Source organism: Spongiibacter thalassae, from assembly GCF_012272835.1.
Classification (GTDB): Bacteria; Pseudomonadota; Gammaproteobacteria; order Pseudomonadales; family Spongiibacteraceae; genus Spongiibacter; species Spongiibacter thalassae.
On the sequence record NZ_JAAWWK010000003.1, the window covers coordinates 188,193 to 204,692 of the forward strand.

17 protein-coding genes are annotated in these 16,500 nt (G+C 51.0%); 9 read left to right on the forward strand and 8 right to left on the reverse strand.

The features are described 5' to 3' along the window. Positions 1-35: 35 nt before the first annotated feature. Complete coding sequence (locus tag HCU74_RS09665) at positions 36-2,537, reverse strand: TonB-dependent receptor (protein ID WP_168450234.1); 2,502 nt, start codon at positions 2,535-2,537, stop codon at positions 36-38. 330 nt (positions 2,538-2,867) lie between these two features. On the opposite strand from HCU74_RS09665, the gene fabV reads away from it, so the two are divergent. From fabV to HCU74_RS09700, 7 genes are all read left to right on the forward strand, one after another. Next, positions 2,868-4,058: an enoyl-ACP reductase FabV gene (fabV, locus tag HCU74_RS09670; protein WP_168450235.1), complete on the forward strand. Its 1,191-nt coding sequence runs from the start codon at positions 2,868-2,870 to the stop codon at positions 4,056-4,058. A 117-nt stretch (positions 4,059-4,175) separates the two neighbouring features. Next, entirely contained in the window at positions 4,176-5,522 is a 1,347-nt protein-coding gene (locus HCU74_RS09675) for an MATE family efflux transporter (RefSeq protein WP_168450236.1), read from the forward strand. 13 nt (positions 5,523-5,535) lie between these two features. After that, positions 5,536-6,369, forward strand: a complete 834-nt coding sequence (locus tag HCU74_RS09680; RefSeq protein WP_168450237.1) for an MBL fold metallo-hydrolase — start codon at positions 5,536-5,538, stop codon at positions 6,367-6,369. A 364-nt stretch (positions 6,370-6,733) separates the two neighbouring features. Continuing rightward, positions 6,734-6,976, forward strand: a complete 243-nt coding sequence (locus tag HCU74_RS09685) for a type II toxin-antitoxin system CcdA family antitoxin (protein ID WP_168450238.1) — start codon at positions 6,734-6,736, stop codon at positions 6,974-6,976. After that, positions 6,976-7,290, forward strand: coding sequence for a CcdB family protein (locus HCU74_RS09690; protein ID WP_168450239.1), 315 nt, complete (start codon positions 6,976-6,978; stop codon positions 7,288-7,290). Before HCU74_RS09685 ends, HCU74_RS09690 begins: the two co-directional genes overlap by 1 nt. Positions 7,291-7,415: 125 nt before the next feature. After that, positions 7,416-7,688, forward strand: coding sequence for a type II toxin-antitoxin system Phd/YefM family antitoxin (locus tag HCU74_RS09695; protein ID WP_168450240.1), 273 nt, complete (start codon positions 7,416-7,418; stop codon positions 7,686-7,688). Then, positions 7,669-7,941, forward strand: a complete 273-nt coding sequence (locus HCU74_RS09700) for a Txe/YoeB family addiction module toxin (protein WP_168450241.1) — start codon at positions 7,669-7,671, stop codon at positions 7,939-7,941. The genes HCU74_RS09695 and HCU74_RS09700 overlap by 20 nt, the downstream gene beginning before the upstream one ends. Before the next feature lie 69 nt (positions 7,942-8,010). Here HCU74_RS09700 and HCU74_RS09705 read toward each other — a convergent pair whose 3' ends face one another. Both HCU74_RS09705 and HCU74_RS09710 read right to left on the reverse strand, forming a co-directional pair. Then, on the reverse strand, positions 8,011-8,289 hold the full coding sequence (locus HCU74_RS09705) for a DUF2200 family protein (RefSeq protein WP_168450242.1): 279 nt from the start codon (positions 8,287-8,289) through the stop codon (positions 8,011-8,013). A 206-nt stretch (positions 8,290-8,495) separates the two neighbouring features. Further along, on the reverse strand, positions 8,496-9,077 hold the full coding sequence (locus HCU74_RS09710) for a TetR/AcrR family transcriptional regulator (RefSeq protein WP_168450243.1): 582 nt from the start codon (positions 9,075-9,077) through the stop codon (positions 8,496-8,498). Between the two features lie 93 nt (positions 9,078-9,170). Here HCU74_RS09710 and HCU74_RS09715 point away from each other — a divergent pair, with 93 nt between their 5' ends. Then, positions 9,171-10,310, forward strand: a complete 1,140-nt coding sequence (locus tag HCU74_RS09715; protein ID WP_168450244.1) for an aromatic ring-hydroxylating oxygenase subunit alpha — start codon at positions 9,171-9,173, stop codon at positions 10,308-10,310. A gap of 555 nt (positions 10,311-10,865) precedes the next feature. Here the strand turns inward: HCU74_RS09715 and HCU74_RS09720 are convergent. The 5 genes from HCU74_RS09720 to HCU74_RS09740 all read right to left on the reverse strand — a co-directional run bounded on the left by HCU74_RS09720 (position 10,866) and on the right by HCU74_RS09740 (position 14,886). Next, positions 10,866-11,129 carry a Txe/YoeB family addiction module toxin gene (locus HCU74_RS09720; RefSeq protein ID WP_008252701.1) on the reverse strand — a complete coding sequence of 88 codons (264 nt, stop codon included), beginning with the start codon at positions 11,127-11,129 and terminating at the stop codon, positions 10,866-10,868. Continuing rightward, positions 11,126-11,368, reverse strand: coding sequence for a type II toxin-antitoxin system Phd/YefM family antitoxin (locus HCU74_RS09725; protein WP_168450245.1), 243 nt, complete (start codon positions 11,366-11,368; stop codon positions 11,126-11,128). Before HCU74_RS09725 ends, HCU74_RS09720 begins: the two co-directional genes overlap by 4 nt. Before the next feature lie 123 nt (positions 11,369-11,491). Next, on the reverse strand, positions 11,492-12,388 hold the full coding sequence (locus tag HCU74_RS09730; protein ID WP_168450246.1) for a hypothetical protein: 897 nt from the start codon (positions 12,386-12,388) through the stop codon (positions 11,492-11,494). Between the two features lie 88 nt (positions 12,389-12,476). Continuing rightward, on the reverse strand, positions 12,477-13,595 hold the full coding sequence (locus HCU74_RS09735) for a TIR domain-containing protein (protein WP_168450247.1): 1,119 nt from the start codon (positions 13,593-13,595) through the stop codon (positions 12,477-12,479). 280 nt (positions 13,596-13,875) lie between these two features. Continuing rightward, positions 13,876-14,886, reverse strand: a complete 1,011-nt coding sequence (locus HCU74_RS09740) for an IS110 family RNA-guided transposase (protein ID WP_168450248.1) — start codon at positions 14,884-14,886, stop codon at positions 13,876-13,878. A 376-nt stretch (positions 14,887-15,262) separates the two neighbouring features. On the opposite strand from HCU74_RS09740, the gene HCU74_RS09745 reads away from it, so the two are divergent. Beyond that, entirely contained in the window at positions 15,263-16,255 is a 993-nt protein-coding gene (locus HCU74_RS09745; RefSeq protein ID WP_168450249.1) for an integron integrase, read from the forward strand. The last annotated feature ends 245 nt before the right edge of the window (positions 16,256-16,500 follow it).

Sequence of the window (16,500 nt, forward strand, 5' to 3'; positions counted from 1 at the left end):
CGAAGTGACCCAAGCCAAGCTACCGTTATATGTGCTTAATACTCGTAAAATACATCGATGCCATATGTGCGTGGTTCACCCCAGATCACTGAGCGGTCGGCTTGGGGGAGGTTGTCCACAGCGGTGAGTTCGTATTCCTCGTCGAGCAGGTTCTTGGCCCAGAAGCCAGCGCCAAGTCGACCGCTGCCAACGGCAACATCACTGATACTCAGGCGTGCATTGACCAGTTCATACTGGCGCAGGTGGGTGTTTTTGACGTTCTCTGCCCGCGAACCGCCGTTGCGTTCGCCCATGTAGTTAACGCTGACGTTGAGACTGGTGCGGCCCCAGTCAGCCTGATGCACGGTGTAGTCGCCAGACAGCGTGAAGCTGTGTTCCGGGGCCGAGAAAAACACAAACTGGTCGGTAACATCGTTGCCGTTGACGTCGCTGGCCTTGGTCACCTCGGTGTGCAGATAGGCGTAGTTCATCATCAACAGCAGCTGCTCTGTCGCGATAAAGGTCACGTCGGCTTCAAGGCCATACATTTCGGCTTCACCGGCGTTGGTCACCTTGGTGTCGGCAACCGTGCCAGCAAGGATGAAGTTGAGTTGCATGTCTTCATACTGGCTAAAGAAAATATCGCCGTTGACCCGCAGTCTACGGTCGAGCAGTTCACTTTTTACGCCCAGTTCATAGGAGGTAACATACTCGGCGTCAAAGCCGTCGGCATAGCCGAAGCCGTAATCATTGCCGTCGGTGGCGGGGCCTTGATTGCCGTCGCGCTGGGGGTCACGGGTGTTGAAACCACCGGATTTATAAGCCTCAACCCGCTTACCGTAGATATTAATGTCGTCAGTAATATCAAATTCGGCAACAACACTGAACGAGTCGTTGGAGAAATCCTGGGACGCGGGAATGCTGTCAAAGTTGCGGCAGTCGGCGTTGGAAGGGTCGTTGCCACAGAGTACAAATGACACGTCCATCGCTCCGGCCGACGACTCCGCAATGGTCATATCCTGCTGGAATTTTACCGTCTTGCGCTCATCTTCCGAATGACGGGCACCAAAGGTAAGGTGCAGGCGATCCTCGAACAGGTTCGGAGTCCAGGTAAACTGACCAAATACAGCGGCGGCGCTGTTATCAATGTCGTAGATCTGGCTGAGCATATTTACCGCGCGGAAGGTGGTTGCGCCCGCGAGTGCGCCACCGAGACCGGGAATTCCGCTCAGCGAGGGAATCCCCAGATTGGCAGGCCCACTGAGCTGATGATGAAGGGGGCCGTTGTTTTCCTGGGCTTCTTCTTCGAAGTAATAGGCGCCGACAATGTAGTTCACGCGGCTGTCAAACAAGTCGCCGCTGATCTGCAATTCGTGGGAAAACTGCTCCTGATTTACCACCGGGTAAACCAGCGGCAAACACTCGCCGTCACCCAATACAAACTCGGCGGCCTGTCCACAGTATTGGTTGGAATCCAGACGGAAAACGTCCTTGCTTTCATTGTTGATGCCGTGGGGGTCTTCGCCGGGCTCAAGAGGAACCCCGCCGCCCAGATCCGCGTAGGATTTATCGAACAGTTCACGGTAGGCAAAGATGTACTTAATCTGGGTGTTGTCAAAGTCCTTGGTAAAGGTAAAGGCGTGACCTTCGATATCGGTGGAGGATGGCTCGAAGCTCGTTACGGTGCCAACACTGCGCTGACGAGTCGTGCCGAAGCTGGTTTTGCCTTCGGTGCCTACCAGATCTGCCTGACTTCCGGCGATTGGTGTGCGTGGGCGTACATGTTGGTACTGGGTGTTGTAGTAGTCAAAATCCGAGTTGTCGTAGGCGTAGTCCAGCGCCATTGTGTCGTCGATATCCCAGCGCAGGTCAAAGCGGAAGCCGGTAACATCGCGGTCGCCGAAATCGCCACCGGGGCCGCTGTTGTCAACGTGCCCGTCCTGCATAGTGCGCATTGCAGCAACCTTGACGGCAACCGTATCGGTAACCGGTACATTCAAGGTGGACTTTGAGGTAAACAGATTGCGGTTACCCACGGTAAATTTCTGCTTGAACTCAATACCTTCGGTGGTGGGCTTTTTGGTAATCAGGTTAATCGCGCCCCCGGTCGTGTTGCGGCCGTAGAGCGTGCCCTGCGGGCCGCGCAGTATTTCAATTCGCTGCAGGTCGGCGACGTCCAGTGCTGTACCGGTGGAGCGGGCGATATACACACCATCGACATAAATGCCTACCGGAGGATCCTGGGTGATCTGTGCGTCGGAAATACCGATACCGCGAATAAATATCCGCAGGGTGGCATTGTTTATCGGAAAAGGTTCTATTGTCAGGCTAGGCACTTTGGAGCCGATATCGCCGAGGCTGCTGATGCCTTCTGTCTCCAGGCGCTCACTGCCGAACGCGGTAAGGGAAATCGGGGTGTCCTGAAGGGATTCCGCCTTTTTTTGCGCCGTCACGATCACCTCTTCGAGCGCCATGCCGGCGGCGAGTGCCGGTGCGGCCGACCCCGCAAATCCCATGCCGCCGATAACGACCAAAGTACCGAGTTTACTGACTTTCATAAATTGCCCTTTCGCTGCGACGCCGCTGGGAGTAAGCCTGCGTCTGTCCTTTTATTCGCTGAAATTACGTTATTATAAGTCGCGACCTGTACAGAAAGTTACAGTGCCGTTACTTTTTTATAATCCTAGCACAGCACCCGTGGCCATCCGGCTAGTCTGAAACGATTATGGGGCGAGGTCATTGGCCCAGTTGCCCATACAGAATAGCTGCTTGGGTCAGTTTCTGCCCGCCGAGCCGGTATAAGTTGACGGTGAGTATTAGTGCTGGGGCAGCTCAGCCTTTATAATGCGCGAATCTCAGAGACTTCTACCAACGGAGTAAGAAAAACAATGGTCATTAAGCCCCGTGTGCGCGGATTTATGTGTGTAACGACCCATCCAGTGGGTTGCGAAGCCAATGTTAAACAGCAAATCGACTACGTTAAAGCGCAGGGGGAGATCGCTGACGGCCCTAAAAAAGTACTGGTTATCGGCGCATCCACAGGCTATGGCTTGGCCTCGCGGATCTCCGCCGCCTTTGGCTCCGGTGCGGCGACCCTGGGTATCTTTTTTGAAAAAGAGGGCACTGAGCGTAAGCCCGGTACAGCGGGATGGTACAACTCCGCGGCGTTCCATAAATTTGCCGAAGCCGAGGGCCTCTACGCCAAAAGCATCAATGGCGATGCCTTTTCCGACGAGTTGAAGGAAAAAACCATTGCCCAGATCAAAGCCGACCTCGGTCAGGTTGATCTGGTGGTCTACAGCCTTGCTGCCCCGCGCCGCCAACACCCGAAAACCGGCGAAGTCTTTAACTCCACGCTGAAGCCCATCGGTAAAGATGTCACCCAACGGGGCGTCAATACCGACAAGGAAACCATTGAGTCGGTCACGCTGACCGCCGCAAGCGACGAAGATATCAGCAACACCGTTGCGGTAATGGGTGGTGAAGACTGGCAAATGTGGATAGACGCCCTGGATGAGGCGGGCGTTTTGGCCGATGGCGCGAAAACCACCGCCTATACCTATCTCGGTGACCGCATTACCTGGGATATCTATTGGCACGGCACTATTGGCCAGGCGAAGAAGGATCTGGACAAGCGCGTGATCAATATTCGTGAGCGCCTGGCAGCCAAGGGCGGCGATGCAAGGGTTTCGGTACTGAAAGCGGTGGTGACTCAGGCCAGCTCTGCCATTCCCATTATGCCGCTGTATCTTTCATTGCTGTTCAAGGTGATGAAGGCCGACGGTAGCCACGAGGGCTGTATCGAGCAGGTGTACAAGCTGTTCAAGCAGAGTCTGTATGGCAGCGAGCCGGTTGTTGACGAGGAAGGGCGACTGCGTGCGGATTCACTGGAGCTGCGCCCCGAAATTCAGGATGCGGTAGCCTCAGCCTGGGATACCGTGACCACGGAAAACCTCCATGAAGTCACTGATTTCGTCGGCTATAAGTCTGAATTCCTGCGGTTGTTTGGTTTTGAAATCGACGGTGTCGATTACGACGCCGATGTCGATCCAGTGGTGCCCATCAACAATATGGTCTAAAACCCTCGCCGGCCCCCGTATCGTCCTGCTACGGGGGCCTCATAGGCTGACTCTTCAGGGTTTACGATAGCGTGGTTCCTGCGCTAGAGTGCACGCAATTTTTACCCCGGTACTTTCATGTCTTTTTCCTCTCGCGATGAGCTGAGCCGTCAGCTGCGTATTGCCTTGCCGATTTTCGGCGGCCAATTGGCGCAATCTGCCAATGGTTTTGTCGATACAGTGATGGCGGGGCGGGTGTCAGCGCTCGACCTTGCTGCGGTTGCGGTGGGTGCCAGTATCTGGGTGCCGATTTTCCTGTTTATGACCGGTTTGCTGATGACAACCACGTCGGTACTGTCCCGTCATCTGGGGGCAGGAGAGTCACACCGGCTCAGCCCCGTGATGCAGCAGGCGATCACACTGGGAATCGCTTGCGGCGTATTGGCGTTCATTGTGCTGCGCAACACCGGCCCGGTGTTGGCGTGGATGGATGTTGACCCCGCCATGCGGCCCATCGTCAAAGATTACCTGATCGGTTTGAGCTGGGGCATGCCGCCCATTGCTATCGTACTGGCACTGCGCAGCTATACCGAGGCCCAAAACGACACTCGGCCCGTGCTGTGGATCAGTGTCATTGGTCTGCTGGCCAATATTCCGATTAACTATGTACTGATCTACGGCAAGCTGGGTTTCCCCGCGATGGGCGGTGTCGGCTGTGGCTGGGCGACAGCGCTGGTGATGTGGCTGATGGCGGTGTTAATGCTGTGCTATGTCGCCTGGCACCGCAGCTACGCCAATGCGCGACTCTCCCTGTTTCCCTGGGTGCTGGAGCGTGGCACCCTTTGGTACCTGTTCAGTATCGGGCTGCCGGTCGGGTTGGCAATATTTTTTGAGGTCAGCGTATTTGCGGTGATTGCCCTGCTCATAAGCCAATCCGGCGCGATCGTGGTGGCGGGTCACCAGTTGGCGCTGAACTTCACCTCCCTCGTGTTTATGTTGCCGCTGAGTTTTGCCCTGGCCGCAACCGCCAGAATAGGGCGGGCCCGTGGGCAGCGTGACGAAGTGGCATTGCGCGGGGCGATTCGCGTCGCCTTTCGCATAACCCTGTGTATCGGTGTTGTCGCGGCCCTGTTTCTGGTCGCCTTGCGGGACGTGATTCCGCTGATTTACACCGATAACGCCGAGGTCATCGGCCTGGCCAGCTATCTCTTGCTGTTCGCTGCCTTATACCAGATTTCAGATGCGCTGCAGGTCAGTGCCAACGGCTGTCTGCGGGGCTATGAAGACACCCGCATACCTATGTTGTTGACCCTTTTCGCCTATTGGGGAATGGGCTTGCCGGTGGGCTATGTGCTGGCCACCGGCAGTTCCGTGCTGGCACCCATGGGGCCAAGTGGCTACTGGTTGGGCTTATTTGTCGGTTTGAGCTGCTCGGCGTTACTATTGGGTGCAAGACTGCGCTGGCGTTTACGTCAGCCCCTATAACGAGGATCGACCTATGCAAGCAGGTGAGTTAAGCCTTTTACGCCCCGGAATTCATCGCCTGGTCGCGCCGAACCCCGGAATAATGACTGGCCCGGGAACAAATACCTATCTGCTAGGCCGTCGCAGAATCACAGTGCTCGACCCCGGCCCAGCGATGCCCGAACACATCGCGGCAATCAACGAGGCAATTGCCGCCCTGGGCGGCGAGTTGGAGCAAGTCCTTGTGACCCACACCCACCCGGACCACTCCCCGGCAGCCAGGGTGCTGGCAGAGCAACATGGTGTACCGTTGCTGGGGGCGACCATTGCCGACGACGGTCATCAGGACACCAGTTTCAAGGCTGATGTCGAGTTAAGTGACGGCCTTGAGATTGATATCGACGGTGACATCCTGCGCGCGGTGTATACCCCAGGGCACGTAGGCAATCATTACTGCTTTTTTCACGATGCCACCGGCCTGCTGTTTACCGGTGACCATATTATGCAGGGCTCTACTGTGGTGATTATTCCCCCGGCGGGGGATATGGCCGACTATATGGCCTCGCTGCGGAAGATGCTCGCCTATCCGCTGGCGCATCTGGCCCCGGGGCATGGGGATTTGATCGATGCGCCGCAACAGGAAATCGAAGGGCTAATCGTCCATCGCCAAAAGCGGGAGGACAAAATCTCAAGCTGCTTGTCGGCACTGGGAGAGGCCGATCTAGACGCTCTGGTCGTGCCCGCCTATGACGACGTCAGTGCCGAGATTCATCCTATTGCGAAGCTCTCTCTGCTCGCCCATTTGCTCAAGCTGCAAAAGGAAGGCAAAGCCTCGGTCGACGGCGAGCAATGGCAGATCATTCGCTGAATTGGTTTTGCCACGCTTTGTTCTGCTAATTCAGTTGACCACTAGTGCAGTGTTCCACTGATTCGGGGTCCCGTTGATTCTGTGCGTCGCTGAGCGTCGATTCACCCATAATATGGCCTGGCATCACCCAGGCAATCAGGTCGAGCGGCAAATAAGAGCACCCACTATATCGGATAAGCGTTGCTGCACTGAGAGGCTCCCCGAGAAAAGCTGTCGCTGTGCTTGGCCTTGTCAAATACTTTACTATGCGCATAATCGGCGATAGCCGCGCCGCTTTTCGGCGTTGGCCTGCCTTGCCTTGTTAAATGCCTCGCTGCTACCATGCGCATCTACTATACGCATTATGCATGCGGGAGGTTCTGTAATGCGCGAGATATATGATAAAAAGGCCCCCAAAAAGGCTACAAACCTTAGCATAAACAGTAGCTTACTTGCCGAAGCAAGGAGCTTAAAGGTAAACCTTTCTGCTACCCTTGAGCGTGCGCTGGAAGAGGAAATCAGGGTAAGCAAGCGCAGGCAGTGGCGCGAAGACAATAAGCAGGCCATCGAGAACTGCAACCGCCTTGCAGACAGCGGGCTATTTGCTGACAAACATCGGGGCTTCTGATGAAGCAATTTGACCTGTACGAGAATCCAGATTCCGATAGCCGCTCAACATACCCTTTCTTCGTAGATGTGCAAACCGACCTACTTGATGATCTCAACAGTCGTGTCGTTATACCGATTTCTCCGGTACAGGATGCAAAAACATTTCCCAAAAACCTGTGCCCAATTGTAGAGATTGGAAACGAAAAATACGCCCTTCTTACCCATCAAATTACGACAGTGTCTGCCTCATTTCTCACTCGAAAAGAGGGCTCATTGCTACTTAATCGAACAGACATTATTTCAGCGCTCGATTTTCTTCTGACGGGCATTTAACGCCGCCAACACGCGAAGCTTTGCAGTGGAGCCGAAGGCGCAACGAAACAGCTGTCGCAGTGCTTGGCCTCGTTAGGGCATTTGGTATATAGTTGTACGGCATTTCCGTACACAAAGGTGGCCGTATGGACACAATCAGCGTAAACAAATTTAGAGACAACCTTAAAAGCGTTGTAGAACAAGTAGTTAGCAGGCATGAACCGCTCAAAGTGACTCGGCGAGCCGGTGAGGCTTTTGTTGTAATGAGCGCCGACGACTGGGAGCGAGAGCAGGAAACCCTGCACGTACTCCAAAGTAAGAGCCTCATGCAACAAATTGCCGATTCCCTTGAAACCCATACCCGTGGGCAAGGCTACAAACCGACTGAAGAGCAGATGAATGAGATCACTGGTATTTGAGGGCAATACCTGGGAAGCGTATGAAAGCATGCGCGACAAGGACAAGAGGCTGCACAAGGCGTTCTGTAAATTACTCAAGGAAATGCTCAGATCTGATGATCCTTCATCCGGCCTCGGCAAGCCTGAACCACTCAAGCACAATCTCTCGGGCCTTTGGTCAAAACGAATCTCGCAGAAAGACCGTTTGATATATCGTTTCGATGATAAGTCCATTTATATCTTCGCTATTGGTGGGCACTACGATCAGCCCTAACGCCCGCTTAAAAGGCGCGCGTTTTTTGCGCGTCCGGTGGAGCGAAGCAGATCGCGCTGCCTGGTCTTGTTATCCGCAGTTGCTCGAACTTCGGTAGCCACAAATTGAGCCGGTGATCAGACTTGTATTCGGATTGATCGTGGCCTCAGAAAAGAATTGTTCAAAAGTAGCCTGAATTTCAATCAGACGTTTCAAATCTTTCGCTTCGAAACCAGTTAGCCATGCAATGACTTGATGTAGTTCTTCTACGGTTCGCCCCTTCTTCTCAACCTTCGCAACATAGCGTGGATAGACAGAGGAAAACGTCATCTTCGCGATTCGCTCGTCGTGTTCTTTGGTTGTCTTCATAGGAGGGATCCTGCTCGTTTAGAAATGAGTAAGTTCCATGGTTTAGAATTCAATATGGATAACGCCTGAGCTCAGCGGCGTTTGAGGCGACGCCCGTTTTTGCGGTAGCAAAATTGGGTGGCGGGTCAAACGTCCGCTGCAGCGATTTGTTGGGCGGCAACACGCCAACACTTACGCCGATTTTCCGGTTATTAAAAAACCAAGCTTCAAGTGTCCACCCCGCCCATAGCCAGTTTTCGAAGACGTTCTGGAAAGCATTCCTGCATGTCTTCAACATGCTCAACAGAGTACATATTTTCGAGCGTGGCGGTCGAAACAGCAAAATAATTGATTGCTCCCAACACTTGATAGACATGAGTAAAAATTGACGCCTCATCCTCTTCTTGCCAGTTTGGATCGCGACGCAACAGGTCGGCCAATCCATCCAAGAACGGTTTGAGATACCAGGTTCCTGCTTGGGCCGCACGACGGCGGTTGTCCAGGAGTTCACGCATGAGAAGGAGCGTGTCTTCCCGATGTTGCAGTGTTCGCAGATAAATGCGGGAAACCGCATCGGCAAATGCACTTGCTGATTCAACCTCAGTCGGCTGTATAGCCTCCGTCATTAATCGCTCGGAGATCGCAACAAGCACGGCGCCATAGAGCTTCTCTTTAGTCCCGAAGTGATGAATCAGCGCCTGCTTGGTGAGGTCCAACTCCCGTGCGATCTGATCCATGCTCGCACCATAAAACCCTCTCTCGGCAAAGAGCCTCAAGGCGGCGGCGAGAATCCTCTGACGCGTTTCCATAGCTTGTCCTGTTCTGGTTCGCAACCAGTATAACTTGACACTTACCATAAGGTAAGCCAAAATCGTTCCCTACCACTTGGTAAGGAGAGAGCCATGCGCCGTGATGAAGAAGTGATCCTGCTCGAGGAGCTCGTAGGATTAAAGAAGGAAAAGCAGCTTTTCCTGGACGATGCACCGACCAGTAATCCAGTCGACGACTACACAGATGCGACACGCTTCACCACCGAAATGAGGCAGATTTTTGATCGCATGCCTTTGATCATCGCCCATGCCAGTGAACTCGATGGCCCCAACAGCTTTCTTCGGCGCACGGTAAATCAGCGACCACTGTTACTACTTCGAGGGGATGACAATGAGGTTCGGGGATTTATCAATGTTTGTCGCCACCGGGGAACGCGCCTTGTGAATGATGAAAGTGGCTGCAAGCGGCGACATTCTTGCCCTTACCACGCCTGGACCTGGGATAGCCGCGGACAGTTTGTGAATGGCCCACATTTTGACGCAGGGTTTCCGGGCGTGAACAAGGAAGATCTCAACTTGAAACCCGTTCCAATAGTCGTGCGACATGGTTTCATCTGGCTGTTGCCAGAGCATGGTCGGCAGAACATTGAAGAGTACTTGGGTGAATTCGACTCGGCCTTGGCCTGGGCCGGAACCGAGCGACTCGTGGCGCATCAGTCAGACGTGCAATTGCGACACTGTAACTGGAAAATATTGGTAGAAGGCGGCATCGAGGCTTATCACTTTCGCGTCGCACACCGAAACACTATCGCGCCGCTGTTCAACGACAATCTTTCCAGTTATCAGTGCCTCGGGCCACATATGCGATCCGTGTTACCACGAGCATCAATCTCAGAGCTGCAAGAACAGCCTCGTGAGCAATGGAATATTCGGGAGCGTGCCAATATCTTGTTGAATGTGTTCCCTAGCAGTTCACTGTTGGTACAGTCTGATCACGTGATCTGGATCGGGATTAGCGCGCTAGCCGCCGATCGCAGCGAAGTACGAATGATGACGCTTAAACCGGCTGATTCGAAGCAGACTCAAGACTATTGGGACAAAAACCATCAGCTGACTGTGGCCACGCTCAACGAGGACTTCGATATCGGTGAAAGCATCCAGTCAGGGCTACTCAGCGGCGCCAACGACGCCCTGAGATTCGGTCGCTTTGAAGGCGCCCTGAATCGCTTCAATGAGACCGTTCGTTCTCACTTGCACCCGCCAGAAGCCTAGCGACAAATAGCTTTTCGGTTTGCAGGTAATCTCACTTGCCGCCCAACGCCATGCGGCAGGGGCAGGCAAAAAAGCGCAGCGTTTTGACTGTCCCGCCGCGCTTTTCAGCGGCAACTGCCCGCCATTGTTAGTGATTGATAACCGCATATGCGATTACTCCTATCGCACATAGAACAATAAGTATTCCTGATGCCGCCGCCCATGATCTTGCAAATGTCTCTGGCTCTCCAGCTTCGATTGTCGCAAGACCGAATTGAAATCGTCGCCCCGAAAGAAACCCAAAGATCACAGACAATCCGAAAGCTAGAAACGCTACCCCCAACTCAAGTGGCGTATTCGACCAAAATGACCAGTTTGTAACACCCGATGACCGTAAAAATGACAGGCCCATTATCAGGAAAAAAGCTGCTAAAAATGCACCGTAGAGCTTATGGAATGCGCCCTTCATGGAGATCACTAACGCCTCAAACACCGGCTTGGTGAAGTTGGCGGCTTTTTTGGAACAAAAAAGGTGACAGCTTTACCAAGTCCGAGTGCTTTGATTTGTTATAGCTTTTACTCATAGTGAGTCCACAGCCGAACAATTTTGACCGCTTTATCCTCTTCTAACACTTGGTAAACCAATCGATGTTGGATATTTATTCTTCGGGAGTATGCACCCGCCAAGTCACCAATTAGCTTTTCATAGGGCGGCGGCTTTTGATAAGGATCTTGCTCGATAAGTTGCAGCAATTCTTGAGCTTTATTTTTAAGCCCTGATGAGGCGAGTTTGCGAGCATCTTTTTGAGCCTGCTTGGTGTAGTAGAGCTTCCAGGTCACCAATCAAGCTCCTGATTGCACTCGTCGAGCCCAGCGTCCATTCCTTCACGGATGGACTCCCGCATACCAGGCACAGCCAGCAAGTTCAGAGTTTCGCTTATGGCGTTCCAGTCCTCTTCTGCCAGAAGGACTGCATTCCCCCTTTTCCCTGTAATAACAATAGGTTGATGGCTGGAAGATGCCTCGTCAATCAAGGCATAGAGCTTAGTGCGGGCTTCTGTAGCGTTAAGTGTGGTCATAAGTCACCTCCAAATAACAAAGCGTACGCCTAAGCGTACGTCATGTCAACCAGCAGGCTATAACGCCCGCAACACTGGACAATTTGGAGCGTAGCGGAAAATTGTTCCGCGTGCTTGCGTTTGTTAAGCATGGATTGCCAGCCTTTCTTGAAGAGCTTGATCATCAATACTCATAAGCTCCTGTTTCGTAATAATGCAAACTAAATCTTTTCCTTTTCGGCCTTCAGTTTCTCCAGACAGCCGATTTATTAACTGATTGTACTTTTCTTCATTGTAAGCCTCCGAATCAATAACTATGAGGAGAAGTGTATTAGGCAGTCTGTTTGTCACCTGAGAATATACGCTCTTTGCATATATATTTTTCAAATATACTTCGCGAAGCCAGCCGAAGTTAAACCCCTTCCTTATATATTTAACTTCAACAATATAGTCCTTGGTTAACATGGCCTTACCACGAAGCAATATATCCAATTCAACGTTCGCCACCATTTTGTTGTGACTAACGTCAAACTTATTCCCATACACCTTTGATAACTTGCCGTAGACAAGCTCTTCCACTTTTGAGTATTGCGATCTAAACGAAGTAACAATGTAGGAATCAGAATTTCCGGACTCTGCGACCTGAAGACTCTCGTATTCTGATGTTTCTTTCTCTTCTATTTCATCTTTGGTTGCATCGCGAAGTGATTGCTTCTTTATTTGGACATCGAGCCTTGTTTGCTCGTCAAGATGAAGCTGGTTTTTCCTCCAGTTTTTCAGGCCAAGGAAGATGAATATCATTCCTACAGTAGAACCGATAGAGGAGAACCATGGAATAAAGCTAACGATAAACGAAACTGCGTACTGCCGTTTAATTACCACCGCCTTAGCCACATCTGACAGTGCGTTTATCTCTGACTCTGGTCGAAATAGATCGAAAGGCTCCCTAAGAAACATCCAAGGAGCCAAAATAGATAGGGTTATCAATACTACACCCAGAGATACTATGAATTTATATAGATCTCCAAATTCAAACTTCATCCTCGCTCCTTCTGATGCCTAACGCCCACAGCTGCGGCAAGTTGCGAGCGCAGCGAGTAATTTGTCCGACAGCCTGCGATTGTTAGATTTATTTCTCCGTCTTCATTGCATTGATCGCCTCTAGTAGCTTAATCGTTGCTTCACCATCCATAGACTCGCCTGTGTATCGTACTTCATATAAGCCCTGAAGATTACTTGGAAGCTTCACCCCTTCTTTTACTAACAAGATAAATCTCTTCTTGTATAGCGCCATCGCCGCACCAATTTCTATAAGTACATTGGGATTAAGCATCACATGCTCTTTCGCTTCTTTATCTAATAACGTCAACTCATCTTCCACATGAATTATTGCCGCGCCACATTCCCTCATGTCGTTCATGACCTTGTCGGGCACAGGTTGGGATACAGATTGCTTTTCTACCGAAACTACTGCCTCCATCTCACCGAAACTCAGCAGTTTTTTTATAGGCTCAATAAACGACTTATTCTTACCGTGTGTAACGAATACTTTCTTGCTCAAACCCTTATGTTCAGTATTGGCGTCTAGTTTTGCGGGGCTAGGAGCTGGTTCTTCGTCGCGGCTTTCAGCTATATCTTGAACTTCTTCCTCCTCTTCGTAATCGGAGTTATCCACCTCCGGTAAAACACTCGCAACAGGACTCTTTGGCGAAGTTAAATTTACATACTTTCGACCTTTAATCTCGGTAATTAGCCCCAAACTCTCTGCACCCTCCAGAATCATAGCTAGGACGTCGGAAGCTCGTTCGTTGGGTACTCCCATGCTTATCAATACGTTCTGAGCAATTTGATCCTTTGGAATTGGCGAGCCATCATACTTGGAAATGAACTCGCCTATGACTCGCGGTTTTAAAAGAGATTCTCTCTTCGCCTGAATATCTACACCTTCGTCTAAAGGCTGAAGAATTTTCCTCGCTAGATCAGTAAGCCCAATTTCAGATGAGTTTGGCCCTCCGTCGGTCAAGCCGTATGCAATGGCAGAACCGGTAATCATGCGGAACTGAGAAGAATTGGGAAGCAATTCCATCGCGGCAGCAACATCGATAGGTTTTGTAGGCTCGCCTGCGTAATTCTCAAAGATCGCAATTGGAACTCTAAGCGCATGTTCTAATGAATAGGCAGGAACGTCTGTTTGGCTTAGACGTTTCTTGTTCTTTCTTTTTGGAGAGTTCGCTTTATCTTCTGACATCTGAAATTCCTTTTATGATTTTCAATACGCGAAAAATCTAACAGTTTTTCTATGGACTCTCTCCGGTTTGCAACGATAATTTGGCTTTCAAGCAAGCATTAGACTGCGTTTATCTATTCGGTCTCTATGAGTCGAGCTCATCGACCAGGATGACATCTGCACGCAAGCGCCTCATTATTATGGCGGTTCTCTCAACCAAAACTGTTATCAGGTTCCACTCACGTACGGTCGTAGCCGCTTTCCATCCAATTTATCATGCAATCTTTGACGAGTCGTTTCTTTATACCGCTAAAGGCGAGGGCTTCTCTGCCATTATCGCCCATAGCATCCTTGCTTGTTTGGCAGCATAAGCTACTGCCACCACATTGTCGGGCTTTCGCGATCTGAGAGATTCAATCCACTCTCGATGATCCCCTCGACCTCTACTCGACATCAACAAAACCGTTCTTGCTCCGTGTATCAACAATGTTCGCAGATACCGGTCGCCCTGCTTCGTTATTCGTCCGAGCTTGTTCTTCCCTCCAGACGAGTACTGCCGAGGCACAAGCCCCAACCATGCCGCAAACTGTCTACCATTCTTAAACGAAGACGCATGTCCCGTTGTGGCAACTACTGCAGATGCAGTGATCGGGCCAATTCCATCTAGTTTCGTGAGTCGGGAGGCGGTTTCATTTCCTTCGACCCAGCTACCGATGCGCTTGTCGAGAGTCTCAATGCGCTCCTCCTCTCTTAACAGAGCAGCCAATAAATCATGTAGCATTTCATGAAGCAAAGTAGGTAAGGATTCATCACTGAAAATTTCAACAAGATCCCGCTTTAACTTGTGTCTACCCTTACTGACAACGATCCCAAATTCCTGAAGATGACCATGAATTTGATTTATTAACGCCGTCCTGGTCGCAATACTTTGAGTACGTATTCGGTGGGCCATCAAAATCGATTGCTGATCCTCAGTCTTTACCGACAAAAATCTCATCCCAGGTCGACTGATTGCCTCGCATATCGCTTCCGCATCGTTTGCATCATTTTTTCCTTTTCGCCTATATGGGATAACAAATTTCACGGAAATCAACCGGGGCGTATGGCCAAGCTTTATCAACTCTCTTGCCCAGTAGTGGCTACCTCCGCAAGACTCTATACCTACACAACAAGGAGGTATCTGAGCAAAGTATTCTAGAACCTTTTTCCGGGATAGATTCTTCCTGACAACAACATTTCCATTACTGTCAACCCCATGAACAGCCATTACGTGTTTGGCAATATCGAGACCGCATCGAACAATATCTGACATTTTCTTGCTCCCCATTTGTACCCACACTCGGAGGTTAGGCTAAGGGAGGAGAGAGTCCATGTCATTATTATGAAGACCGGGGCCTTATATCACTTTGGCTCCCTATCTCCAGAATTGGATTCGGAAAGGCGTCAGAAACCCCATTTATATCAAGGGTTTGATAGAATTTTGCGGAATTGGTCGCTGATGATAGCAAGACTTGCTCCCTCTATTTTTCTGAAATTCCTTTCGCTCGATCATAAACCCATATTTCGAGAAATCAACCGCTTAGACTAGGGTTTCCAGAATTAGTGAGCCCGCTTCTACTGAACAAGCTTTTGACTGCATAATGTGAGCGCAATACTGTATGTATAACCAGCTAGAAAGGGGTGTATTTATGGACGATATCCGCCCACCAGTTGCGCAAGGATCAACGCGGTTTCTTGACGAACTTCGGTTACATATCAGGCAAAACGGTCTCGCGTACAGAACCGAGCAGACCTATTTGTTCTGGATAAAAAACTTTATCCGTTTCCATTCTCGCCAGCACCCCAAGCATATGGGCTCGCATGAAATTGAGGCATTTCTGTCTCACCTGGCAGAACAGCGGAATTGTTCAGTCAGTACGCAGCGCATTGCGCTAAATGCCCTTGTGTATATGTACAAGCGGTTCATGGGGGTGCATGTTGGAGATCTGAGGTTTAGTCCAGCACCCGCCCCAAAACGGTTACCGGTGGTTTACAGCAGGGAAGAGATCGCGGCGATACTTTCTCATCTTAGGGGGGTTCATCGTCTTCAGGTTGAACTCATGTATGGAACGGGGCTGCGCAAGGCCGAGTTATTATCCCTTCGGGTAAAGGATATCGACTTTGGCAGTAATAATATTTTTGTCCGTGGTGGCAAGGGCGATAAAGATCGCACCACAATGTTACCTCAACGACTCAAGTCGCGATTGATACAGCAAATAGGCCATGTAAAGCGACTACATGCTCAGGATCTTCTTGACGGCTATGGCGAGGTATATCTGCCGAACGCGTTGAGCAAAAAATACCCGAGTGCAGCCACGGATATCGCTTGGCAGTTTTTGTTTCCGTCAACCAAAATCGGCAAAGACCCAAGGTCGGGTACGTTGCGTCGTCACCACTTACACCCGTCAGCTTTATCCAAACAAATACGCAAAGCCGTTCAAGCCGCTGGTATCAATAAGCCCGCGAAGTCACACAGTCTGAGACATTCATTTGCCACACATTTGCTCGAAGCGGGTTATGACCTCCGGACGATCCAGGAGCTTCTCGGGCATTCCGATATTTCAACAACAGAAATTTATACTCACGTGGTCAATCGCGGCGGAAAGGGCGTTTTAAGCCCTGCCGATAGCCTCGGGGCTTGAGAGCTTTAGGATTGTAGGCTGTCCGCTTATGACCAGCAGCCGAACTTTCCTTGCGCCACTTGGACGTGATTTACCCTATGCTGGCCGTTGCAGATTTTTACCCGAAAATGTCGAGGTGGGCAACTTACGGGTGAATGGACATAAGGGTGGCTCGCAGGGAAGTTACCCTCAGAATTGGAATTTGTATTTCTGCAAAGCTCAGCCATAGTGAATATCAGGCGGTGCTGTTGTCAAAGTAAGACAAC